The sequence below is a fragment of the Robbsia andropogonis genome, from assembly GCF_034047095.1.
In the GTDB taxonomy this organism is placed as follows: domain Bacteria; phylum Pseudomonadota; class Gammaproteobacteria; order Burkholderiales; family Burkholderiaceae; genus Robbsia; species Robbsia andropogonis.
The window spans coordinates 998,563-1,023,080 of sequence record NZ_CP139170.1 but is presented as its reverse complement, the minus strand read 5'-3'; the positions used below and the strand labels follow the sequence as shown (position 1 = coordinate 1,023,080).

The following is a 24,518-nucleotide window of genomic DNA, read 5'->3' as shown; positions in this document are numbered from 1 at the left end:
AACGCTTTGATCGAGAAAGATGGAACTGCACCCATATCGACTGGACCACGGCCTGACGAACGTCAGCCAACTCGATGCCGCGGATCGACCGCGCTTACCCACCGGACCCGCCTCGCTCCTGCCATCGGATACGCCGACCGGCGGCCCGTTACAAAAGCTGTTTCGTGAACAAGGGCTCGACATTTATTTGCTGGCCGCGCTCGGGGTTAAAAGCAGTACTGCGCCAGAACATGCCCCCGCCGATGCATCAATAGCCGCATCCACCCGCGCCTTTGCAAAGCCGAAAAGCTATGGCGAAGCACTCGATCGTTCTTGTCAATCGCTTGAACGCGGACTGGCCGCGCGCGAAAAGGCGGTGCGCCAGGACGCAGGACGGACGGACAACGTCAACGCGACGAATGACACCGGGGCAAGGACCATGCGGGCGGCGCACCGCGTGCTCGTGTCGACCCGTGAAATGCGGCAGGAGCTGGCAACGTATCGCGGCCTGGTAGTGGCGGGTTGAGATGGCCTCCGCCGTATTGGACACCTCGTCTCCACCCGCCGCGCGTCAGACGCCCACCGCTTCACGGATGTTGCTGGCCGACCACGATGACCGCGCCTTCATCGAACAGCTTGCCTTTCTGTTCCTGTCACACGAGCGCGCGGACCGCGCCGCCGCACTGCTCGCGTTGCTGGCACACGATGCCGCCGCCGACGACCCGATCCGCGGGGTACTGGCGCTGGCGCAATTGCGCGCCGGCAAGCCGAAGGCGGCGTTGGCGACGCTCTCGGCTATTCCGGTGCGGGTACAGGTAAGCGCACCCTACCAGTTGTTACGTGCCCAGATCCTGTCCGCGCTCGGACGCCATGAAGAAGCGGCGCGCGCCATGCAGGCCTTCGCGATTGCCCGCGCGGCGGACCCGTTGCCTGCACAGGATGCGGCGCCATTCGTGCCGGACGCCTGACCCCCGAACCCTCCTTCACACGCCCGATCATGTACCAGACCTTGCAACGCGCGGTGGCGCTGGCCACCAGCCGTAACGATATCCTGCTGGCGTTCATCCTGGTCGGGGTCGTGTTCATGATGATCCTGCCGCTGCCCACCTGGCTGGTGGACACGCTGATCGCGATCAACATGACGTTGTCGGCCATTCTGTTGATGGTCGCGATGTATCTCCCTTCACCGCTGTCATTTTCGTCGTTCCCGTCGGTGTTGCTGGTCACCACGTTGTTTCGTCTGGCCATCTCGATATCCACCACGCGCCTGATCCTGCTGCAAGGCGATGCGGGCCATATCGTCGAGACATTCGGAAACTTCGTCGTCGGCGGTAATCTCGTCGTCGGCCTGGTGGTATTCCTGATCCTGACCATCGTCCAGTTCGTCGTCATCACGAAAGGGGCCGAACGGGTCGCGGAAGTCGCGGCGCGTTTCTCGCTGGATGCCATGCCGGGCAAACAGATGTCGATCGATGCGGACATGCGCGCCGGCGCCATCGACCTGACCGAAGCGCGCAAACGCCGCTCACGCGTAGAGAAGGAAAGCCAGTTGTACGGCTCGATGGACGGCGCGATGAAATTCGTCAAGGGCGACGCCATCGCCGGCATCATCATCGTGGCGGTCAACATGCTCGGCGGCATCATCATCGGCAGCGTCCAGCGCGGCATGCCGATGGCGGAGGCGGTCAGCACTTATTCCGTCCTGACGATCGGCGATGGCTTGATCGCGCAGATTCCGGCGCTATTCATCGCCATCTGCGCGGGCATGATCGTCACGCGTGTCCAAACCGGCGAAGGCGAGTCGAACGTAGGTCGCGACATCGGCATGCAGATCCTGTCGCAACCGCGGGCCTTGCTGATCGGCGCGGGCGTGGCGCTGGGCATGGGCATGATTCCGGGCATGCCGATGGCCGTGTTCATCTGCCTGGCGATTCCCGCCGGCCTGATTGGTTTCGTGCTGCTGCGTTCCACCCGACGGGTCGTGGACGCGAAGACGGGCACGGTCTCTGAAATCCCCGGCCTGCGGGCCGCGGGACAAGGGGAAGAAACGCCCGAAACCGCTCAGGAACATACGGAATTCTCGCCCACGGTTCCGTTGAGTGTCGACGTGGCCACGGGACTGCGAAGTACCTTCAGCGCGAATGTGTTGAATAGCGAACTGATCAAGATCCGACGCGCGCTGTACGCCGACCTGGGCGTGCCCTTCCCTGGCATCGCGTTGCGCTTCACGAACGCGCTGGCCGACGAGCGCTACAGCGTACTGCTCTCCGAGGTACCGGTAGCCAGCGGACGCCTGCGACCCGCACATCTGCTGGTACGTGACACGCAGCGCAACCTTGAAGCATTGCAAGTGCCGTTCGAACCCGATGTGCCCTTCCTGCCAAACATCGCGACGTTATGGGTTGACGCCTCGTTGCGGGGTACCTTGACGAACGTCGGCATCGCGACGATGGACCCGAGCCAGATCCTGACCTACCACCTCGCCTTCGTACTGAAAAAATACGCCGCGGATTTCATCGGCATCCAGGAGACACGTTTCCTGATCGAGTCGATGGAAGGCCGGTTTCCGGACCTGGTCAAGGAGACGATGCGCGTGATGCCGATCCAGAAGATCGCGGAGATCTTGCAGCGCCTCGTCTCGGAAGACATCTCGGTGCGTAACCTGCGTGGCATTCTGGAGGCATTGATCGAATGGGGTCAGAAAGAGAAGGATACCGTCTTGCTGACGGAGTATGTCCGCATCAGCCAGAAGCGCCAGATCAGCTACAAGTTCGCCAGCAACCACAACGTGCTGCCCGCGTATCTGCTGGCACCCGCTATCGAGGATACGGTGCGCAGCGCCATCAGGCAGACGTCCGGCGGCAGTTACCTTGCCCTCGATCCCGCCGTCTCGAAATCACTGATCGCGGCGATCAAGCTCGTCGTGGGCGATCTGCGCGGGGGTGCCCATCCCCCCGTGATGTTGACGTCGATGGATATCCGGCGCTATATGCGCAAGCTGATCGAGAGCGACTTTTACGAACTGCCGGTGCTGTCGTACCAGGAGTTGACGCCCGAGATCAATGTTCAGCCGCTCGACCGCATCGTGCTCTAGGACCATGCCGATCATGCACGCACGGCAGCACAGGCAGGCACGCCAACCCGTCGGTGCGCCTGAAGGTCTTTTGCATGATGACGTGCCGGTATCACGCCGCTGCCGGCTGCAAGGTCGCGAGGTCGTCGATGACTGGGAACAACGCGATGAAGCCGCTCATCTCGAGTACCTCCCGTACGTTCGCCTTAAGCGAAGCCAGCACGAGTTGCCCCTTGGCGCCGCGCTCCGCTGTCACCTCGCCGCCCGCGGCGGCGACCGAAGCGGACTGCCGCGCGTCGGACGTCGTATTGCCGGGGCCCGGACGCGCCAGCCGCTTTCCCGCCATCAGCAGGACGCGCAAGCCGATGGAACTGATGTAACTGAGCCGCGACAAGTCGAGCACAAGATGACGCCCCCCGTCGCCGAGGTAGGCATCGATCGCGTGCTCGAGAAGCGGCGCGCCCGTCCCGTCGAGTCTGCCATTGAGGTGCATGACCTGCCAGCCATCTTGTTCCGTTTGATCGATCTGCATGGTTCGGTTTCCGGTTTGTCGCGGCAAATGTGCCGCCAACGCCACCTCAGTGGCGGGCTTTGCGCCTCATATCCTAAAAATAGATAGACGATGAAACCTCAGGATTTCTCAGCGCCGCACGATATTGCGCCATCGCAGGGACCTGCCAGGTTCGCGCTTCGCATACTGCGTGGCTGGCATGCAGGGGCGCAGATTGCCGTGGGGCCGGGTGAAACCCTGCGTGTCGGCGGGCAGGACGATTGCGACATCATGCTGACCGATGACGCCGTCTCTCACTTGACGCTGCGCGTACGGTTGGCACAAGCATCAGACGGCCGTGTCACCGGCTGGTGCCTGCGTCGTCAAGACGCGCGTCCCGCATCGCACCGCACCAACGCCGAAGCCGATCGCGACCAGGACGATCATCGCGACGGCGCCGATAACCCACCGCGCGCCGATGAGGCGGATGACGCGCATCACCACGCTGATTCCGTCAACGACAGCGGCGGCGGCAACCGCGACGCCACGCGCGATCACGACGCGGTCATGCCGATCGACACACCGATCGACATCGGGCAATTGACGGTGACCGTCGCGCATGCCGACGCTCCCTGGCCCGCCGTACATCTGCCGGAAGACGTGACCCTGTCCGAGCTAGGCGCCGCGCTATCGACATCCCCGTCACGCGATATGGCGACGCCCTCGGGACAGGACGGAACGATCGAGACCCCAATGGCAACCCATGGGTCGACGCCGGACGCATACGATGCATCTCCCTTGGACCCGGTGGACACCGATGCGCGAGTGGACGCGGAAGAAGTGACGGCGAAAGCTTCGGGACCCACTGTGACGAACCAACCGACCCGCGCGGTGGAACGCGGCCCCTGGGGGGCGCTACGCCGCCATATCCATCGTGCCCCGGGCCGTACCGAAGCAACGGACGCAACGGACGCAACGGCGCTTACCCCCGTGGCCGCATCAGCGGGGGGCGTGCCCACCCGCTGGATCATGGTGGCCGGTGCGCTGTCGATCATCGCCGCCTTGTTCGCGCTGTTCGTCATCCTGCCGCGCCACGCACCGCCCCCGGTGACGCCCTCCCCCCCGCCATCAAACGACATCCTCGCGCAGGTGCGACAAGCGTTGCGCGCCGGGGGATGGAGCGATGCCATCCGCGCGGAGCGCGATCCGCTCGGCGGCGTGGTTGTCTCGGGCTGGGTAGCCGACGACGGGGCACGAGATCGCCTCTCCAATGCGTTGGCGCGTCTGACGCCGATGCCCGCGATGCGCATCGATATCATCGCCGAGGCCGTGCAGGCCGCACGCGACATGGCAAGTCACTTCGGCCCTTTCCTCAGCGTCGATGCCGGTAATAGCGGCCAGATACGCATCCGCGGCGTCATCCTGCCGCCGTCCGATGCCGATGCGCTCGGTATCGTCCCGCCAGCATCCCCGACGGCGTCCGAGGCATCGACGGAAACGTCCGCGATGCCTTCGATAACGGCAGCGGGAGTCGGCACTGACACCGATCCCGCATTGACATCGCTGCGCACCATGTTGCGTGACGCCTTCGCCTCGGCGGTGCCGAACGCAACGCTGGCCGACACCGCGTTGCTGACCGCCGACGGCGCGGTGACGGCGCTCGAAGACGCGATGCGCGCGGTGGGCTTGCCCGGAGCCGCCATTCACTGGGCCCCGGCCGGCGCCACCGCCCCCACTGTCGCGAGCGCCCGCACGAGCGCGGCCCAAAGCCTCGGCCAACTGGTGCTGGATGCCCCCCCCACGACGGATGCCGGACGGCTGCGCAGTATGCTCGACAGCTTCCACCAGCGCTATGGCGACCGCGTCCCCGTTCGAACACTGATCGGCGGTAGCCGGGCCAGTTTCACCCCAACCTTGCTGCCGTTCGCAATCGTCTCGATCAGCAGCGGCCCCCTGCCGTCGGTGGTGGTGGATGGGAATGTGCGCCTGCTGCCGGGTGGCGCGTATCGCGGCTTCCGTCTGATATTCGTCGATGACGCCACCGTTGTCTTTGATCGGGAAACGGCGCCACCACAACGCGCGCAACAAGGCACCGCCCGCACAGCGTCCAGCACGCAGGCGCCGCCGCCATCGCCACCACAGCGGATCGTCTTGCAACGCTAAGCATCGCTCAAGCCATCGGAGTCGACACCATGCATCCTGCCCCGCCACTTTCACCCACGCCCGGCATCGCGCCCAAAAGCGACAGCCAGCCGCAAAGCGGCGCGGCCGATGTGCCGCCCCATGGCGCGAACGGCAACTTCGGTGCGCCTCGAACGCGCGCCGAATGCGATGCGCTGACGATAAGAATCACGGCGATGCGTGATCGCCTGCGCGCCCAGATCGTCGCGGGCTTGCCGCAGGATGCCTTCGTAAAGGCACAAGCGTGCGTGCGGGCATTGGAGGCCGGCCTGTCTTTTGTGTCGTCGCTTCGCGTGTCAATCGGCCCGGACACCGCGCATGCGCTGCACGTCCGATCCGCTGCGCCACCCGCATTACGATCGGAGGGCGATGCCACGGCGAACACCCATGGCGCGGCCCCGGATCGCGAGAAACCGAACCGGTGACGTCCGCGACGAAGCCGGCGCATTGCATACGACCGCCTGATGAAAAGCGGTACGGGGTGAACGGAACGGCACGGCACGCTCCGTCACTCAATATGATCTTTCTTCCACAACCGTATTCAAACCGATACAGGCAATCTCATGGCTACTTTCTCGCCAGACGGCATCATCAACTCACTCGGCTCGACGTTGACGGCGACCGAAGCGGACATGAATACCTTCATCACGCAACCCAACCTGAGCACGTCGCAACTGCTGCAATTCCAGGGGCTGATCGGCAAATGGTCACTGATGTCGAACCTGAGCAGTACGCTGATCAAGAATCTGTACGACGCCTTCGGCGGCATCGTCCAGAAGATGGCTTGAACATGGTAGGTCGAACAGGTGATCGCGGCGGTGTGTCGCGATGACACGGTGTCGAACCTGTTGTTGTTCCTCGATGAGGTATCCGTAACACCGTGACCAGTGCATTCGTCGACCTTTTGCACGCATTGCTTCAATTGCATGACCGTTCGATGGAGATCGTCATTCAAAACCACTGTGCAACCGCTCGCCCCCGTCACGGTACGCTTCTCATCGATATTCTCCACGAAGCCGATGACGGCCACGACCAGGTGATGCTGACAGCGTCGTTGGGCCGCCCTCACCCCGAGCGCGACGCCGACGTCGACAAACGCCTGCTCGAAGCGAATCACCTGGGACTTGGAACATCCGGATGTACGCTGGGACGTGACAGCGCACAGGGCAATGTCAGCATCTACGCGCGCTTGCCACTCGACCTGCTGGATGCCGACGCATTGCAAAATGCCCTCGATGCCTTTCACGCGATTGCAAGCGATTGGTATGGGAATATTCATCGTGACCCCGATACCCGCAACACACACTGACCCTGTCGTGCCGGCCCGTTCCGACATTGCCTGGACCTATGACACGCTGCGCATGGCGTTGATGCGGCACGGCCCCTCGCTCGGCATGACGGTGGATCAACTCTGGAATCAGGAGGAACTGCGAGTGGACGGGTTGCCCATCGGCATGATGTGCGATGGCGACCCGACGCACGGAGACATCCTCCTCTACGCCGCATTGGGCAAGCCATTGCAAGAACACATCCTTGCACTGAACCGGCAATTGCTGGAAGGCAATCACCACGGCGCGGGCACCGGTGGCTGCACCCTCGGGCAGCATCGCGACACCGGTGTCGTCACCTTATATGCCAGGTTGCCGATCCCGATCACGCAACCGGCGTCGTTGATCGCAAAAATAAACGACTTGAAGCATGTGACGATGATCTGGCGCAGGGACGTGCATACTGGCCCCGTCGTCCGGCAAAACGCCAACTGACCAAAGATACCGCGGACCCGGCCCATGATATCCGTGGGTTCAGACCAGCGCGCCGGTGTCGGCATTGAACGTCATATGGTGTGCGATCTCGCATACCATGTGCGATACGCCATACGTCAGGCGGACCGCGCCGGCGGACGGCATTGCCGCGATACCCTCCGGCTCCTCGTCACGCCCTGCATGGACAACCCGGCGGATCTGCAGCCAGCTCGGCGCGCTGGGCACGTGCCATTCGGCCAGCGCCGGAACAACGGCGCGCCGCCCTGCCCCAGCGCCGTACGCATCCTCCGCCGCACCATATTGCGTAATCGGCCACTTGACTTCGCCATCGGCGCATACACCACCGGCCGCATCGGCCCAAACATCGACGTGAAACAGCGGTGCATCGCCCAGGACAACGAATTGATCGCGCCCAGGGCCACTACTCCCTGGCAGCAACAAGACCTGAGGGTCGTCACCATGGGCATATTGCGCGAGGACCGGCGACGTCGCCGCCAACAGGCTGCTCTGATGCATGCGATGGCTCAGCACCTGCAGCACGGCCTCGTCGCCGCCGCAGAGCGCGAGCAGTCGGGCAAACAGTGCCGATGCACGAGCGTCCACCGCCCCGGCGGATATCGGCGAGGCGATCGCCTGCGATGACGGCGGCCACGCATCGAACGTCGCCGGAGACCTCGCATCCTGGCCGTCGCGGATGCCAATGGATGCAAACGCCGCTTCAGCGACGAATGCCGGATCGAGCCGTCGTGATAACGCTCCCCCACCGACCGCCGACCTTCGAGCGGCCGCGTCGCGCGGCAACTGCTCCAGCATATTTCTCAAAAATGGATCCGCGTGTTCCGCGGGCGTCACCGTGGCGGTGAAGGAGGAGGCGGTGCGCACCGCCGCGATCGTACCGCTCCAGTGGCGTGCCAGGCCGACACGCACGCCAGCCTCGAACGGTGCGATTCTCGACGGGTCGAATGCCGCGCAGACCTCGCGCAAAGGCGTATGACGTTCGGCAGGCACCGACCCCTGCTGCTCCGTCAGCAATTGCAGTGCACGCCGCAAGGTCCGGTGCGCGACCGCGCTCGCGTCCGCCACACCTTCATGCCAGAAAGGGGTACGGCCATCATCCACCTGGCGCAACATTGAGCGCGTGGCAGGGGTCGTCGACGCGGACAGCGACAGCATGTGGCCCAACGCATCGCTCAGCGTGTCACTACGCGGTGCAGGGCTTGCCGCCGCGGCCAAAGACACGGCCAATGCCGCGTCCGGGGTGAGATCCTGATCCTGCTGAAAGTAGGCGAGCGCAAGCGGTACCGTGGTCTCGCCCTGGTCCGCGGCATACCGATTCTGGAGATCATCCAATGCGACGCAGACATGGTGGCGCAGGGCATGCGCGCCCAATGTCACCACCCGGTCCGCGTCATGCCAGTGCAAGGCACTGCCCCCATCCTGCTCGGCGGAAGCGGCGCCAACACCATCGTTGGCACCGCTGCGTCTGGCGCGGTCGACGCGGTCGCGCAATCCGGCATCGTGGCCTTCGCGCGGCGACACTTCCCGTGCCTGGCGATCACCGATACGACGTTGGAAATCCAGCGCGCCTTCCGCGGTCGACATCGCCGATATGCCCGCCATCAGCGCGCCATGCAGGAAGTGCTGCCGTACTGCGTCCGACATGGCATTGACCCGGGCACCGCGAATCATGGTGACCAACGCGGACGCGACCTCTCCGGCGGCATTCGTCACATTTACCGCGTGCCACCCCGCCAGGCCTGGCACCGCACCCAACCCCGACATCCCGGTTGTCGACTGCATCCCTGCTCCTCACATGCGTCACGATGTTCTGGCAAACGTCAAACCTGTTGCGGCGACGCCATGCCGCCAGCGCCCGCCGATGATCCGGTGAGCAGCGTCATGTGGTTCAGGCCTGCCCCGGTCATGGCCGTGTCCGGCTCCACCGGCAGCGTCTGCAACATTGCCTGTACATCGTTGACGAAGGCCTTCACCTGTCGTGCCGCGTCCGGCGCCACGGCCGATGCAAGGCGGATCGACTTGAACAAGTTGATCGTATCGCGTTGCGCATCGAAACCGAAATACGCGCCCCCGGTCGCCAGGCCAAAGAGATGCATGCGCAGCAGCATGCCATATACATCTGCGCGGGCCTCCGCCTTCACGCGTCCCAGTGGCGCATACAGCCAGACCACCTGCCGCTCATTGTCGCATTCAAGCGTCAATTCCAATGCCTTGCCGCCCGAATGGTCCATCCGCACCAGGCAACTTCCGGTCTCCAGAACCTGGTCGATATCGATTTTTTCCTGCAGTCCCAACGCCAGCAGCAGATCGCGATATTGCATCATGTTCTATCCCCTTATACCGGCATGACAAAAGGCGCGCCATTACCGGCGGCATTCGGCCCGGAACCCGTGGGCGTCGTGGAAGCACCTGGGCGCAACACGGAGCCGGCGGCAGGATCGCCACTGCCCGCCATGTCGTTGACGGCGGCATGCAGGGGAATATTTTTCAGATCCGGCAGGGCGGCGGACCATCGCATGGCTTGATTGACGAAAGACTCGACCGCTTTCATGCCGGCCGCGCGATCCATGCCCGCAAGCTGGACGGTGCGAAACAGCGTGACCTGGCTCGCGGCTTCGTCAAAGCTGAAGTAGGCGTCGTCGGTTACCAGGCCGAGCAAATGGATCTGCATCAACACCGGAAACAAGATCGACCGATCTTCTTGCGACACCGTACCGAGAACAGCGAACAAATTGACGCCCACGCCCTCCGGCGCGGACGCCAGGGTGACGTCTACCTTGTCATCAAAACGTATCGAGCACGATTCCCCATTTTTCACATCCTTTAGATCGAGCTTGGTCTCTGCGCTGAGCGCTTCCAGCAATTCGGTGAAATTCATTCCGGCCTCGAGTGAGTAAGCGGGAAAAAGGACGGCTCTGGGTTCCCGCACAGCCGCTCAGTAACCGGCCCACGCCCCGAGTTCCCATCGTCACCCCCTTCCGCGCCGCCTGTCTTAACACCTCGGCCAACCACCGGCGCCCTCCCTCAACGATCGATCGACTTCATCCGCGCTTCGCTATAGCGGGCCCCGGAAACAACGTTCGGCGGCAGCGCGCGATCCAGCGCCTGCAGTTCATCGACCGACAGCGTGATCGACATGGCGGCCGCGTTTTCCTCCAGATAGGTTCGGCGCTTCGTGCCTGGGATCGGGACAATGTCATCTCCTCGATGCAACACCCAGGCCAAGGCGATCTGCCCCGGCTTCACGCCTTTATGTCGCGCAATATCCTGCACCACCGATGCCGCTTGCATATTGGCATCGAAGTTATCGCCTTGCAGACGCGGATCGTCATGCCGGAAGTCGTCGGCAGGATATTCCTCGGCCCGCTTGGCCGTTCCGGTCAGAAAGCCGCGACCCAGTGGGCTGAAAGGCACGAGGCCGATACCCAGTTCGCGCAGCACGCCGATGATGCGCGGCTCCAGATTCCGCTCCCACAGCGAATACTCACTTTGCAGCACGGAGATAGGCGCGGTGGCATGCGCCTTCCGGATATTCGCCTCGCCGGCTTCAGACAGGCCTAGAAAGCGAACCTTGCCCTGCTCCACCAATCGCGCCATCGCGCCAACGGTGTCTTCGATCGGCACCGTTGGATCGACTCGATGCTGGTACAGCAAATCGATATGATCGGTCTGCAAGCGCCGCAACGACCCCTCCACCGCCTCGATCACATGTTCTGGTCGACTATTGAGACCCGTGGTCTTGCCATCCTCGATCCGCATGCCAAATTTCGTGGCGAGAATGCATTTGCCACGATATGGCTTCAACGCACGCCCGAGCAACGCCTCGTTCGTGAAAGGTCCATAGACTTCGGCGGTATCGAAGAAGGTGATCCCCAGATCCAATGCGCGATGTAGCGTGGCGATAGCCTCCGCTTCATTCGCGGGTCCGTATGACTGGCTCATGCCCATGCAACCCAGGCCGATCTTCGAGACTTCCAGGCCTTGGCGGCCCAGTTTGCGTTTTGCTGACACAGCACGTCTCCTGGCGAAATAAGTAAAAAGTCGCCCCCGCGCACGCTAAAACGGCACGCCGGGCGCATACAATGACCTCTCCTCGATACGATAATCCGTTTTGCGCCAATGCGTTTTTCCTCCGTCCGCGCCAGGACAGCTGCAAGACTTCCTGCTCGCGCCGCCTGGCGCAGCCTGCCATGGGCCGATGCCGGCCACGCCGCCGTGGTCAGTGCGGTCCCCGTCATCCTGGCCGTGCTTCTGGGTGAACCGCGCCTTGGCTGGAGCGCGATTGCCGCGTTCTGGGCCTGCCTGGCCGATCCGGGCGGACCACTGCCGCGTCGAACAGGCACCATGGCCGCGGTCGCACTGGTGGGGGCGCTCTATTGCTTTCTCGGCAGCGCGGCCCAGCACGTGCTGTGGTTATTGCTGCCGCTGACCTTCCTCTGCTGTACCATCGCCAGCCTCGCGCAATTGACCGGTCCGTCGAATGCCATTGTCGGCGCATTGGTTTGCGCCGGATTCGTCGTCTCGACTGAACTACCGACGCATGACATTCGCGAGAGCGCGGCGTACGCCATCTTCTTCATTGGCGGCGGCGTGTGGGCCATCGTCATGACCGCACTGGTGTGGCGCCGGCGACCGTGGCGCCACGCGACCGCCGCCGTGGCGGGCTGCTTTGTGGAACTGGGTGATTACGCGCATGCGCTAGGGTTGCGCTATATGCCATCGCCGGCCCGCGAGGCGCGACGCGACGCCCGGCGCAAGGCACGCGACGCGGCCACGTCGGCAAGCGCGCCTCAGGACGGCACACACCGCGCCCACGACGTGGCGGCTGACGGCATCGTCGGCGAAGACGACGCCGCGCTACGGGATGTGAGCATCACACACCGGCAATTGCTGCGCGCGCGAATCGAAGCCGCGAGAGCCCGCGTCCGGGAAGTGTTGGGCAGCCGCCCCTCGCGGGGCGAGCGCGGTCAGCAACTGCTGGCGTTGCTGGACGCGGCCGAAGCCGGATTCGTCGTCCTGGTGGCGCTTTCGGATACGCTGGCCGCCCGTCCGCGCAACATGCCAGTCAGCGCGCAGGAACGGATCGCCGACGCCAGCATCCTGCGGGTGCTTTATCGTTTCGGGCAATGCGCGGACGGCGTGGCCGAAGTCTCCGACCTGACCAACGCGCAACAACGCCAACGCCTGCAACAGGCATTGGCGCTGGTCGATCAAGCAGTGCGACAGGCGCATGCGTCCGCGCGGACGCTCAGCGTGGCCGACGATCCGACGCTGCACACGGTCCTGCATCTGCTGACGCAATTGCTCGATGCCGGCGCGACCGCGACTGCCGTCCTGATCCAGGGGGGCGGCACAGACCGTACATCGCGTGCGACGCCCCCTTCCTCGACCCACGCCAACCATACCGATGCGCCGCAGTCCGGGCATCAGGGGATGGGGCCGGCGTTATGGCGGCGATTGGGCGAGATGTCGCGACATGCGCTAGCGGTGGCGCGTCGCGAGCTGCATCCTCGCACGCACATCGCGCGTCATGCGTTACGTGTTGGCATTGCCACGACCTTGTCGGTGGCGCTATGTAAGAGCCTCGCGCTGAATCACGGCTATTGGATATCGCTGACCGTCGTCTTCGTGCTGCAGCCCTATCTAACCTCCACGTGGCAGCGGGCATTCGATCGCATCGCCGGCAGTGTCATCGGTGCGGTGGGCGCAGCGCTGGTCGGCATTCTGCTGCCATCGCCATTGGCGGTAGGCCTCGCGGTATTGCCTATCGCGATCGGCACCTTCGTCGGTCGCACCGTCCACTACGCGCTCTTCACCTTCTTCGTCACCTTGCAGTTCGTGCTGGTCGCGGAAATACAGCAGCCTGCCGCGCATGAATTCGGACTGGCCGCGTTACGCGCCTTGAACAGCATCTACGGCGGCTTGCTCGGGCTGGCGATCGGCCAATTGCTATGGCCCGAACGCGGTGGCGAACGGCTCGCCCGCGTGGTGGCCGATGCGCTTGATCGGCATGCGACTTATGTCCTCGACGTCTTGCGCGGCATGCTCGATCGCAGCGACGGCACGCCACCGCCGCGCCCCTCGGCGCTCAAGTCGACGGGACTGCGGCGCGAGGCCTGCGTGGCTGCCGACAATGCACAGGTATTGCTGCGTGCATTGCGTCAGACGCCGCTACAGCGCGATCGGCGGTTGGTCCTCTGTGCGTCGTTGGTGGAAGCAATGAAAGCGTTGACCGCTGCCGCGACCGTCCTCGAATTGCAACCGTGGCGCCGGCCCGATGCCGTACCGCCGGCCAACGAGCATGACATCGCGCTTCGGCGTTACGCCGATGACATTGCCGCCATGCTACGGGCGGCGGCGCGTTGGTTGCGGGATGGCGCACCGGCAGGCACGCAAGCGGACTTCACCCCACCGCAGCGCCCGGCGCTGCCCCAAACGGATGGTCGGTGGCTGGCGCTCGCGCGCCTCGTCAGCGTCGATACGCGCATCCAGGATGCGCTGCAGACAGCCGCAAGTGCTGGCAGACCGCGTTGAAATAGTGGCAAAGGCCGGCCCATGACGCGGAGCTGACGAGCGAGCAGGGAGTTTTTGCCTATCCCGCGTCATGCGTCATGCGTCATGCGTCATGCGTCATGCGTCATGCGTCATGCGTCATGCGTCATGCGTCATGCGTCATGCGTCATGCGTCATGCGTCATGCGTCATGCGTCATGCGTCATGCGTCATGCATTATCGATTGATCACCGCCGCATACAAGCGCTATCCGAGTGGATCACGCTGTACGCTGGCCGGGCAGGAAGGTGTTGTGCTTCAAGGCCCGCTCGATATCCTCCAGACTCTTGCCGCCCGTCTCCGGCACAAGAAAATAGACGAACAACCAGCCTGCTGCATTCAAGCCGGCGTAGACCCACATCGCGCCCCCCACGCCGAGCCAATGCGTCATCGTCAATGCCGTGCCGGTCAGCAACAGGTTGGAGCCCCATAGCATGGCGGCGTGCGCGCCGGTTGCCGCGTCACGAATGGCCACGGGATAGATTTCGGCACCGGTAAGCCATCCCACCACCTGGATGCCGCCCGAATTGAAGATCATGAACACAATCAGGCATGCCACAATCCACCATGATTGCGCCGCACCCATCAGATTGAAATGCAGCACGGCGCCCAGCACGAGCAAGGCAATCACGGCGCCGGGCATCATCCACAGCGTCAACCGGCGGCGGCCGATATGGTCGACGAACATCTTGCCGAGCCAGGTCATCACCAGGTACGTCAACGCCACGCCCAAGGCCGCCCATAACGCCGACGACGCGCCAAAGCCCGCATTTTTCAGGAAGGTCGGCGTGTAGTAGATCATCATCTCGATACCGCTCAACTGGGTAAAAGCCGCCACTCCCAGGCCCGCAACGAGCGCCGGACGCACCCACGGCTGACCGAGTGCGCGCCAGCCCCTCACGTCGTTCTGCTCTTCCTTCTTCACCAGCGACCGAATGTCGTCCAATTCGCGACGGACCGCCCTCTCGGTCTCACGCACCTTCGACAGTTCGACCTTTGCATCCTCCATCCGATCCTGGGTCACCAGCCAACGCGGACTGAAGGGCAACTTCGTCATGCCAAGCAGCAAGGCAAGCGAGGGCACGACCGCCACGCCAATCATCCAGCGCCAGTTGAATACATGCTGCCCCGCGACCCCGACAATGGCCGCCAACAAGATGCCGATACCAATCGACACATTGAAATACGTGACCAGACGGCCGCGCTTTTCCGGCTCAGCGAGTTCAGCAATATACGTTGGGACGATTTGCGTGGAGCCGCCGACAGCGAAACCCAGTACCAGGCGTGCCACCATCAAGCTGCTCACATTAGGGGCTAGCGCCGCGGCCACGACGCCGACGCAATAGATGGCGGATACGATCATGATCGTGCGGCGACGGCCGATACGGGCCGACAAATTCGTCGAGCTGAGCGCTCCGATCACCGCGCCGAGCAGGATGGCGGCCGTCACCCATTCCTGCTGCCGATAGTTCAGGTGAAAATCATGCGCGATCTGAGGCAAGGCACCCGAAATGATACCGGTGTCATAACCGTACAACCCACCGGCGATTGCGGACACCGAAGCCACCATGGCCATGTACACGTTCGGCGCCAGAGCATTGCTTTGCGTTTGTGCGGAAGTATCCATAGAAGATAGGCCCTTTTAACGTTTTTTAACTCATTTTTTTCTTACTCTTTCAAAATAACATGATTTTTTAGTACGGGTTTCTGCTTATACAAACGTCGATGCGACCGAGAAACGCCGCGGGTGGCGATGGCAAAACAAAAGCCCGCGTGCACCAGGCAGACGGGCTTCAGTCAACAAAAATACGCGTTTCAGCTATTAGAACGGGATGTCGTCATCGGCATCAAAACCCGGGTTCGGCGAGTTGTAGCCGCCGCCCGATCCCCCCGAGCGACCGCCGGCACCGCCGCCGCTTGCCCGACCACCACCACCGCCAGCCGGCTCACGTGAAAAGCCGCCGTCGCCGCCACCGCCGCCGGACCGGCCGCCGCCATAGCTTCCCCCGCCACCGCCACCGCCATAGCCGCCTTCATCGCCGCCCATGCCACCACCGCCACCGCTCCGGCCACCAAGCATCTGCATTTGGTCGCCGACGATTTCCGTGGCGTACACGTCACGTCCATCCTTGTCCTGGTACTTTCGCGTACGAATGCGTCCTTCGATATACACCGACGAGCCTTTTTTCAAGTATTGGCTCGCAATCTCGCCCAGCTTGTTGAACAGCGAGATCCGATGCCACTCGGTGTTTTCCTGGAAATTGCCGTCCCGATCCTTGTAGCGCTCCGTGGTAGCCACGCGAATATTGGTCACGCTGCCGCCGTTCGGGAACGAACGCGCCTCCGGATCGGCACCGAGATTGCCAACGATGATGACTTTATTGACCGATGCCATGCTTTCTCCTTGCGGTTCGGTTGGGCCCGATGTGCGACGACGCCGCCCGCCACGTCCAGGCCTGAAAAGCCCGGCGTGGCGGCGGCGTCGCGCATCGATGCCACTGATTCACTAATACATAGGTCGAACGGTATCGACAAGCTTCAAAAGGCTGAGTGCCACCTCAATTGTGCCGAGGCAACGATCAAGCGCGCCCCACCGGTGTCTTCGAGGTCGCCGGTAGCGCTTTCATCCTGCTTGCAATGATAAGCCATGCCAGAACCAAAGTACCGGTTGCGAGGAACACCGCATGATCGCCATGGCTTTTGACCAGCCAGCCGCCCAGCGCGCCGCCGGAAAACAAGCCCAGCGCCTGGAGGGTGTTGTACACGCCCATGGCGGCGCCCTTGCGCGGTCCCGGCGACAACTTCGATACCATCGACGGCTGCGATGCCTCCAGGATATTGAATCCGGTGAAGTACACCAGCAACACGATCGCGATAGACCAGATCGTATCAGGCACCCATAACATTGCCAGTAGACCAATCAGCACAAGAAAAATCGCGAGGTTGATCACCGGCTTCATCTTGCCGCGCTTCTCGGCGACGATGATCGCCGGCACCATCAGAACGAAGGCAACCCCCATTACGGGGAGATACACCATCCAATGGGAAGACACCGGCAGCCCCGTCGACACGAGCATATGGGGCAATACCACGAACAACGCCGTCTGGGTTGCGTGCAGCACGTAGACGCCAAAATTCATTCGCAACAACTCGCTGTTGCGGAACACTTCGGAGAACGGCGTGCGGACTGTCGGCGCCCCCTTCGGCGCATCCGGCACGACCCACAAAACGACGGCGATGGCCACGATCGCGAGCAGGCCGATGACGGAGAACAGCCCTTCCATCCCGATCCAGCGATACACCACAGGCGCGGCCACGATCGCGACCGCGAACGACACGCCGATGCTGGCCCCCACCGTTGCCATCGCCTTGGTCCGATTGGCTTCGGACGTCAAATCGGCGATAAAGGCGGTGACGGCGGACGAAATGGCACCGGCACCCTGGATGGCGCGACCGACGATGATCCATTCCAGGTTTGGCGCCAGCGCGGCGATGGCGCTACCCAGCGCAAACACCAGCAACCCGGCGACGATGACAGGCTTGCGGCCAATTTTGTCCGACAGCCATCCATAAGGGATATACAACAACGACTGGGTCAGGCCATAGATGCCGATCGCCAGGCCCACGAGCGCGGTATTGTCACCGCCGGGGATCGTCTTGGCGTAGATCGAGAAGATCGGCATGATCATGAACAGCCCAAGCATGCGCAATGCGAAGATCGCGGCAAGCGACAACGTCGCGCGCCGTTCCAGCGCGGTCATGCCGGTGGATGATGCGTGTGAGTGTGACATCGGAAATTCCGCAATTCAGGCAAGGGTCGGCGCCCCAGGCTCCAGGCGCACCAACGCGGGCAAAGACGCTGACGCCCCCGCGCGCACCGGCGAGACGCCACGCACAGACTCGCCTCCGTGGCACCGTCTACAGCCTGCATGACGCGGGACGGCGAGACACAAAGGGCAAGGCGGCAACCAGGACCGCGGCGCCGCGCGTCGGCATGATCTCACCGTACATCGGCATGCTACGTCACCTGGCCGTCCATGGCCGGGTGACGATTTGTCGCGTATTGACTCTATGGGAAGCGTGGGGCGCTATCGCTTTCTTCTTTTCTGGCGGTTACCAGCCAGGCGCGCAAGCCCCTGGGAAAGCCATCTGCAAGCTGGCTTGTCAGCCAGTCGCAAGCGTTGCCATCCGGGCGCGGGCACCCCTGATCTGAAAACGGCGCCGTCGGCGAAACAGGGGCGGCAAAAGACGCGAGACGACCATCCCGCTACGGCGTGCCGGAAAAGTCGCTATAGTAGCAGGTTTGTTCCTTCCGAGATCTGACCAGCTTCATGGAAGAAATCCGCATCCGCGGTGCGCGCACGCACAACCTGAAGGACATCGATCTGGATTTGCCGAAGCACCGGCTGGTGGTCATCACCGGCCTCTCCGGCTCTGGCAAATCCTCATTGGCGTTCGATACGCTCTATGCGGAAGGACAGCGCCGTTACGTGGAGAGCCTGTCGGCCTACGCGCGCCAGTTTCTCCAATTGATGGAGAAACCGGACGTCGATCTGATCGAAGGCCTGTCCCCCGCGATCTCGATCGAGCAAAAGGCCACGTCTCACAACCCGCGATCCACCGTGGGCACCGTCACCGAGATCCACGACTACCTGCGCCTGTTGTTTGCACGCGTCGGTACACCGTTCTGCCCCGACCACGACGTCCCGTTGCGGGCACAAAGCATCTCCCAGATGGTGGATGCAGCGCTCGCGCTGCCCGAGGATACCCGGCTGATGATCCTCGCACCGGTCGTCTCGAACCGCAAGGGCGAGTACACCGACTTGTTCGACGACATGCAAGCGCAAGGCTTTGTCCGCTTCCGCGTGCGCTCGGGCGGCGGGGCGGTGCATGACAGCGAAGCGCGCATCGTCGATGTCGACGACCTGCCGAAGCTGAAGAAAACCGAAAAACATTCGATCGACGTCGTCATTGACCGGTTGAAGGTCCGCGAGGATATCAAGCAACGGCTTGCCGAGTCGTTCGAGACGGCCGTCCGGCTGGCCGATGGCCGCGCGCTGGCCATCGAGATGGACAGTGGCCGCGAACACGTGTTCAGCACGAAATTCGCCTGCCCGATCTGCTCGTACTCGCTACAGGAACTGGAACCACGGCTGTTCTCGTTCAACAACCCGATGGGCGCCTGCCCGGCCTGCGACGGCTTGGGCCAACAGACGTTCTTCGATCCAAAGCGTGTGGTCGCCCATCCGTCGCTGTCGCTGGCAGGCGGCGCGATCAAGGGGTGGGATCGTCGTAATCAGTTTTACTATCAGATGCTGCAAAGCCTGGCGGCGTTCTATGATTTCGACATCGAGATGCCGTTCGACCAGTTGCCGGACGCTATCCGCGACATGTTGTTGCATGGATCGGGCGATCAAGACATTCCCTTTTCCTATATCAACGAGCGCGGCAAGGCCGCCGTTCGCTCGCACCCGTTCGAAGGCATTATTCCGAACCTGGAACGCCGCTTCCGGGAAACGGATTCGACTGCCGTGCGCGAGGAACTGGCGAAGTACCAGAACATCCAATCGTGCCCAAGCTGTGACGGCACGCGCCTGCGGCGCGAGGCACGCTTTGTCCGCGTGGGAGAAGGCAACCAGGCCCGTGCGATCTACAGTATCGGCGCGATGCCGTTGCGCGATGCCCTTATCTACTTCCAGGAACTGCATCTGGAAGGTGCAAAGGGCGATATCGGCGACAAGGTCATCAAGGAGATCGTCGCACGCCTGTCGTTTCTGAATAATGTCGGCCTGAATTACCTGTCACTGGAACGCAGTGCGGACACCTTGTCAGGCGGTGAAGCGCAGCGTATCAGGCTCGCCTCGCAGATTGGCTCCGGACTGACCGGCGTCATGTACGTGTTGGACGAGCCGTCGATCGGCCTGCATCAGCGCGACAACGACAGACTGATCGAGACACTGAAGCACCTGCGCGATCTCGGTAATTCGGTCATCGTCGTCGAACACGACGAAGACATGATCCGCGCGTCCGACTACGTCGTTGACATGGGCCCTGGCGCCGGGGTCCACGGCGGTCAGGTGGTGGCACGCGGCACCCCTGACGAAATTGTCGCGAACGACAACTCCACGACGGGCCGCTACCTGAGCGGCAAGCTAGGCATTCCCGTGCCGAAGGTCCGGCGCGCGCCCGACCCCGAACGCCAGCTTCGTATCGTCGATGCATTCGGCAACAATCTGAAGCACGTCACCCTGGACCTGCCGGTGGGCCTGCTGACCTGCGTGACCGGCGTATCCGGCTCGGGCAAGTCGACACTGATCAACGACACGCTCTATAACGCCATCGCCCAGCATCTTTACGGGTCGGCCGCCGAACCCGCGCCGCATGAGGCCATAGAAGGCTTGTCGCATTTCGACAAAGTCATCGCGGTCGATCAGTCTCCAATCGGCCGTACCCCGCGCTCGAACCCGGCGACGTACACCGGCGTCTTCACGCCGATCCGGGAATTGTTCGCCGGCGTGCCCGCGGCAAAGGAACGGGGCTACGAAGCAGGCCGTTTCTCGTTTAACGTCAAAGGCGGCCGTTGCGAGGCCTGCCAGGGCGATGGCGTGCTCAAAGTGGAAATGCATTTCCTGCCCGACGTCTACGTGCCCTGCGACGTCTGTCACGGCGCCCGGTACAACCGTGAGACGCTTGAGATTCAATACAAGGGCAAGAATATCCGCGACGTGCTGGAAATGACGATCGAGCAGGCGCATGACTTTTTCAAGCCGGTGCCGGTGGTGGCACGCAAGCTGAGGACGCTGCTCGAAGTCGGACTGGGCTATGTAAGACTCGGCCAATCCGCGACGACGTTATCCGGTGGCGAGGCGCAGCGCGTGAAGTTGTCGTTGGAATTATCCAAACGCGATACCGGCCGCACACTTTATATTCTCGACGAGCCGACAACCGGGCTACACTTCCACGACATTGCACTACTGCTCGAGGTGATCCATCGCCTCCGCGAGCAGGGAAACACGATCGTGATCATCGAGCATAACCTGGACGTCATCAAAACCGCCGACTGGTGCATCGACATGGGCCCGGAAGGCGGGGCCGGTGGTGGTCAGATCATCGCGCAAGGCACGCCTGAACAGGTTGCGGCGACACCGGCCAGTTTTACCGGTAAATACCTGGCATCGCTGTTGGCAAGGAAATAGTACAAGTGGACGGCAAGCGCGGCACGGCGGGACCAAAAGGAACATCCGGCTCGGGACCCAAGGGCGGTCATGGCGCGGGCGCGCCGATGCATTCCTCCCTCGGCGGGCACGCAACGCCTACTGCTCAACCACCAATACGCTGGCTGGAAGCCGTGAGTTTCGTGCTGGTCGGCGCCGGTTTGCTTGGTGTACTGCTCTTGCACCTGCTTGGCGGTTTGCTCGCCGGCCTGCTGGTCTACCAGTTGATCAATACGCTGGCCCCCGTCCTTGCCCGGCGCGTGTCCGGCCGTCGCGCACGCCTGCTCGCGCTGGCTGTCTTGTCGGCGGCCATCGTCGGCGCATTGACCGTTCTGACGCTCATGATCATCGCGCATTTCAAGGCGGACGCCAGCATGATGCCGCACCTGCTCGATAAGACAATGCAGGTCATCGATCAGGCGCGTGATCATTTGCCCGAATGGGTCGATGGCTATCTACCGGACGATATCGAAGACATTCGCCTTGCGGCGGCCAGTTTGCTGCATGAGCACATGTCAACGCTGCAATTGGCGGGACGCGAAGTCGCACGTGCGTTCGCGCATGTGGTGCTAGGCATGATCATCGGCGCGATCATTGCCGTGGACGCGTCCGACGCCACGGCGCGACGCCCGCTGGCGGCCCTGCTCATGACGCGCTTCGCGCGTCTGGCCGACGCATTCCGCCGCATCGTGTTTGCACAGGTCAAGATTTCCGCGCTGAATACCCTCTTCACCGGACTGTTCCTGCTGGTGCTGCTGCCGTTGTTTCATACGCGCCTGCCTTTGTCGAAAACGCTGGTCATGGTGACCTTCATCGTCGGACTGCTGCCCGTCATCGGCAACCTGATCTCGAATACGTTGATCATCGTCGCCGGTTTATCGGTCGGTTTGCCGACGACCATCGCGGCCTTCGTGTTCCTGGTGTCGATCCACAAACTCGAATACTTCCTGAACGCGCGCATCGTCGGTGGCGAGATTGAAGCCAAAGCGTGGGAACTGCTGCTGGCGATGATCGCGATGGAAGCGGCATTCGGCCTGCCCGGTGTCGTGGCGGCCCCCATCTTCTATGCCTACCTCAAGCGCGAGCTACGGCTGAAACAACTCGTTTGATCCCGGCACGGCGCGCCGCTGGCGCGCGTCATCGCCAAGACGACACGCGCTCGCCATCTCGCGGCAAGGCCTTTTGGCCAACTGCCCGCGCCTGTCCGCCATCGCTATAGTGCATCGTGTTTTCCCGCGACCGGAGACGATGATAATGCGAGGATTTGATGCGCTGTCGGGGGATACCCCGTCGCACCTGGAGCGCGTGATACCTGCCCGTGAGATGTCGCGGACCGGCGCGCATCGCGGCTGGCACCAACCGCTATCGGTGCCTGGCACGGCACGCCTGGACAAGGCGAATTTGGATGCGTGGGAAATGGTTTCGCCGACAGACCCGGCATCGCATGATGGAGATAATTCGTCGCCAACCGAGGCAACGGGCGGTGACGCCCACGCGACTGTCGCGCGCGCCATAAACCGTACATCCGTGATTGGCGAGACACCGATGCGCGCCTCGATTACCGTCGACACTGGAATGGCGGCAGCCGCGAATGCGTTGTTCACCACGGAAGTCGAGGCCACGGTGGAAGGGTTGCTCCAGTCAGTTGTCGCATCCCTGGCCCATTTCGACACGCGTCCCGAGGGTGATCCTGTCGCGCCAATGGGAGTGGCGGATCAAGGCGATGCCGTCGAATATGTGCCGCCACCGATCGAAATCCGCGTTATGCATGCGTTTCCTGACGTCGCCCAGCGCGGACATGGGGCGCACCTGCAAGCGCCGATCGCACGCAATCCCGTCAATCGCATATCAAACGCACCCGTTCAGGACGTACGTTCGCCTTTCGAAGGACTCGACCGCGAGGCGTTCGTGGAGGAACCGATCGCCCCCGCCCGGATCCACGATTTCTCGCGCCCCGAAAAAGGCGAAAGCCCGCTGCATACGCGCATCGGACGAGAGGGAATATACGATGACCTCGGTGCAGTCGCGGATGCCGTGAACCGTGGTTTGCATCGCCTTGCGACGTCGGCACGTAGCGCAGTAAAGTGGCTATCGCGGCGGCCCGGCCGCTCCGAGGATACCGCCACCGAGAACACCAATGAAACCGTCGCCAAGGACACCGAAGCCAATATCGTCCAGCCATTGAATCGGCACAATCTGTGGGCCGCCATGCGCGGCAATGCCGCACTCGCCGCTTTGCGGAACATCAGCGCTGGCGCGTTGCTCTTGTTATGGGATCTGATACCCTTTTCCGCGGCGCCCCATCTTCCATGGTTGACGGCCATCTTTTGCATGTGTGTCGCGGTCATGTATGCCGTCCGACACTTGCGGCACTATCGCGTCCGCGACACCCCGTTGAAGCACGCCGTCTATGCGGGCTTATACGCTCTCGGTGTCGGATTATCCGTGCTCGCCGATCGCGCCGGCACCGTGGGGAAAGTCGTCGGGTTCATCGTCGACAAGGTGTGGGAAATGCTGATCACCTGTGGTCTGACCGGTGAAAGCGGTCCAGGGAATGCGTCGCGTCGCACCGTGCTCTCGTGGTGTGCGGTGATCTTCACCACATTCATCGGGATGCATTACACCCGTGCCGGATTGTTCCTTGCAATCGAGAACGCGCACATGCAGGCCGTGCCATGGTTTTTCTCGAGGTGGGCGGCAAAGACTTTCACGGAAGTGATGGCGTTCGGGGGGGTGATGCCGCTACTGCAACTCGGTGGCAACGGTATCGCCGGGGCCAGTTTCGTCTACCGCGGCGCCCGCTATCGATGGTCCTCGTTTAGCGCGTTCGCGCGTGAGCGCATGCGCTACATGAAAACCATGCCACGGCATGCCGAACTGTACTCGAACCTGGGCATCGATAAGTTTCTCGGGTTCAGTATGCCCCAGAACAATGGCGTGGCAACGTGGGTCTGGCCCATAAACAGCCTTTTCGGTGCGCTACTCGAAACGGAGAAAGTCCATTCCGCCATGTTGAAACGTGCAAATGCGGCAAGCCTCTCTATTTCTGAAGCACCAAAAACGGAAATCAATGGGAACGATACAACAACACAAAACGCGAACGCCGCAATAGCACGGATGGAGGAAGGCAACGCACACTTCGCCATCGCGCCTGGCGAAGAAAATCGCGCACACCGCAACGCAGACATTTCCGCCAACGCCCTGCCATCGGAACGTATGCGTCCCGATGAAATCACGCGACTTTAAAAA

Annotated in this window: 21 protein-coding genes; 13 read left to right on the top strand and 8 right to left on the bottom strand. The window is 62.6% G+C overall.

What is annotated here, in order from left to right:
- Positions 1–19: 19 nt before the first annotated feature.
- The 3 genes from SJQ66_RS18000 to sctV are packed head-to-tail and all read left to right on the top strand — an operon-like array spanning position 20 to position 3,073.
- Positions 20–505 (top strand): hypothetical protein, encoded by a 486-nt coding sequence (locus tag SJQ66_RS18000; RefSeq protein ID WP_320535124.1) that lies wholly within the window; start codon positions 20–22, stop codon positions 503–505.
- 1 nt (position 506) lies between these two features.
- Positions 507–947: a tetratricopeptide repeat protein gene (locus SJQ66_RS17995; RefSeq protein WP_051504295.1), complete on the top strand. Its 441-nt coding sequence runs from the start codon at positions 507–509 to the stop codon at positions 945–947.
- A 29-nt stretch (positions 948–976) separates the two neighbouring features.
- Complete coding sequence (sctV, locus tag SJQ66_RS17990; protein ID WP_046151879.1) at positions 977–3,073, top strand: type III secretion system export apparatus subunit SctV; 2,097 nt, start codon at positions 977–979, stop codon at positions 3,071–3,073.
- A 91-nt stretch (positions 3,074–3,164) separates the two neighbouring features.
- Here the strand turns inward: sctV and SJQ66_RS17985 are convergent, their stop codons facing one another.
- On the bottom strand, positions 3,165–3,584 hold the full coding sequence (locus SJQ66_RS17985; protein ID WP_157684948.1) for an STAS domain-containing protein: 420 nt from the start codon (positions 3,582–3,584) through the stop codon (positions 3,165–3,167).
- Positions 3,585–3,674: 90 nt separating this feature from the next.
- Here SJQ66_RS17985 and SJQ66_RS17980 point away from each other — a divergent pair, with 90 nt between their 5' ends.
- The 5 genes from SJQ66_RS17980 to SJQ66_RS17960 all read left to right on the top strand — a co-directional run bounded on the left by SJQ66_RS17980 (position 3,675) and on the right by SJQ66_RS17960 (position 7,486).
- Positions 3,675–5,705: a hypothetical protein gene (locus SJQ66_RS17980; RefSeq protein ID WP_320535123.1), complete on the top strand. Its 2,031-nt coding sequence runs from the start codon at positions 3,675–3,677 to the stop codon at positions 5,703–5,705.
- A gap of 29 nt (positions 5,706–5,734) precedes the next feature.
- On the top strand, positions 5,735–6,148 hold the full coding sequence (locus SJQ66_RS17975) for a hypothetical protein (RefSeq protein WP_024902547.1): 414 nt from the start codon (positions 5,735–5,737) through the stop codon (positions 6,146–6,148).
- 138 nt (positions 6,149–6,286) lie between these two features.
- The gene (locus SJQ66_RS17970) at positions 6,287–6,511 is read left to right on the top strand and encodes an EscF/YscF/HrpA family type III secretion system needle major subunit (protein WP_024902546.1); all 225 of its coding nucleotides are present in this window, start codon (positions 6,287–6,289) and stop codon (positions 6,509–6,511) included.
- 92 nt (positions 6,512–6,603) lie between these two features.
- Positions 6,604–7,032 carry a type III secretion system chaperone gene (locus tag SJQ66_RS17965; RefSeq protein WP_024902545.1) on the top strand — a complete coding sequence of 143 codons (429 nt, stop codon included), beginning with the start codon at positions 6,604–6,606 and terminating at the stop codon, positions 7,030–7,032.
- Positions 7,004–7,486, top strand: a complete 483-nt coding sequence (locus SJQ66_RS17960; RefSeq protein WP_157685654.1) for a type III secretion system chaperone — start codon at positions 7,004–7,006, stop codon at positions 7,484–7,486. Before SJQ66_RS17965 ends, SJQ66_RS17960 begins: the two co-directional genes overlap by 29 nt.
- 39 nt (positions 7,487–7,525) lie before the next feature.
- Here the strand turns inward: SJQ66_RS17960 and SJQ66_RS17955 are convergent, their stop codons facing one another.
- The 4 genes from SJQ66_RS17955 to SJQ66_RS17940 form a co-directional block, all read right to left on the bottom strand.
- Positions 7,526–9,286 (bottom strand): hypothetical protein, encoded by a 1,761-nt coding sequence (locus tag SJQ66_RS17955; RefSeq protein ID WP_320535122.1) that lies wholly within the window; start codon positions 9,284–9,286, stop codon positions 7,526–7,528.
- Positions 9,287–9,324: 38 nt separating this feature from the next.
- Positions 9,325–9,828 (bottom strand): type III secretion system chaperone, encoded by a 504-nt coding sequence (locus SJQ66_RS17950; protein ID WP_024902543.1) that lies wholly within the window; start codon positions 9,826–9,828, stop codon positions 9,325–9,327.
- An 11-nt stretch (positions 9,829–9,839) separates the two neighbouring features.
- Positions 9,840–10,382: a type III secretion system chaperone gene (locus tag SJQ66_RS17945; protein WP_024902542.1), complete on the bottom strand. Its 543-nt coding sequence runs from the start codon at positions 10,380–10,382 to the stop codon at positions 9,840–9,842.
- 146 nt (positions 10,383–10,528) lie between these two features.
- Entirely contained in the window at positions 10,529–11,515 is a 987-nt protein-coding gene (locus SJQ66_RS17940; protein WP_320535121.1) for an aldo/keto reductase, read from the bottom strand.
- A 108-nt stretch (positions 11,516–11,623) separates the two neighbouring features.
- Here SJQ66_RS17940 and SJQ66_RS17935 point away from each other — a divergent pair, with 108 nt between their 5' ends.
- Positions 11,624–14,038 (top strand): FUSC family protein, encoded by a 2,415-nt coding sequence (locus tag SJQ66_RS17935; protein WP_024902540.1) that lies wholly within the window; start codon positions 11,624–11,626, stop codon positions 14,036–14,038.
- A 237-nt stretch (positions 14,039–14,275) separates the two neighbouring features.
- On the opposite strand, the gene SJQ66_RS17930 is transcribed toward SJQ66_RS17935, so the two are convergent.
- The 3 genes from SJQ66_RS17930 to SJQ66_RS17920 form a co-directional block, all read right to left on the bottom strand.
- Positions 14,276–15,682, bottom strand: a complete 1,407-nt coding sequence (locus tag SJQ66_RS17930; protein WP_024902539.1) for a sugar porter family MFS transporter — start codon at positions 15,680–15,682, stop codon at positions 14,276–14,278.
- A gap of 195 nt (positions 15,683–15,877) precedes the next feature.
- Positions 15,878–16,450: a single-stranded DNA-binding protein gene (gene ssb / locus SJQ66_RS17925; RefSeq protein WP_046151889.1), complete on the bottom strand. Its 573-nt coding sequence runs from the start codon at positions 16,448–16,450 to the stop codon at positions 15,878–15,880.
- Positions 16,451–16,634: 184 nt separating this feature from the next.
- Positions 16,635–17,846: an MFS transporter gene (locus tag SJQ66_RS17920; protein WP_024902537.1), complete on the bottom strand. Its 1,212-nt coding sequence runs from the start codon at positions 17,844–17,846 to the stop codon at positions 16,635–16,637.
- On the opposite strand from SJQ66_RS17920, the gene SJQ66_RS17915 reads away from it, so the two are divergent.
- The 4 genes from SJQ66_RS17915 (at position 17,834) to SJQ66_RS17900 (ending at position 24,515) form a co-directional block, all read left to right on the top strand.
- Positions 17,834–18,268: a hypothetical protein gene (locus SJQ66_RS17915; RefSeq protein WP_157684945.1), complete on the top strand. Its 435-nt coding sequence runs from the start codon at positions 17,834–17,836 to the stop codon at positions 18,266–18,268. The genes SJQ66_RS17920 and SJQ66_RS17915 overlap by 13 nt on opposite strands.
- Positions 18,269–18,386: 118 nt before the next feature.
- Positions 18,387–21,251 carry an excinuclease ABC subunit UvrA gene (gene uvrA, locus SJQ66_RS17910; RefSeq protein ID WP_024902536.1) on the top strand — a complete coding sequence of 955 codons (2,865 nt, stop codon included), beginning with the start codon at positions 18,387–18,389 and terminating at the stop codon, positions 21,249–21,251.
- 86 nt (positions 21,252–21,337) lie between these two features.
- Positions 21,338–22,378 (top strand): AI-2E family transporter, encoded by a 1,041-nt coding sequence (locus tag SJQ66_RS17905; RefSeq protein WP_046151997.1) that lies wholly within the window; start codon positions 21,338–21,340, stop codon positions 22,376–22,378.
- A 145-nt stretch (positions 22,379–22,523) separates the two neighbouring features.
- Positions 22,524–24,515, top strand: a complete 1,992-nt coding sequence (locus SJQ66_RS17900) for a hypothetical protein (RefSeq protein WP_320535120.1) — start codon at positions 22,524–22,526, stop codon at positions 24,513–24,515.
- The last annotated feature ends 3 nt before the right edge of the window (positions 24,516–24,518 follow it).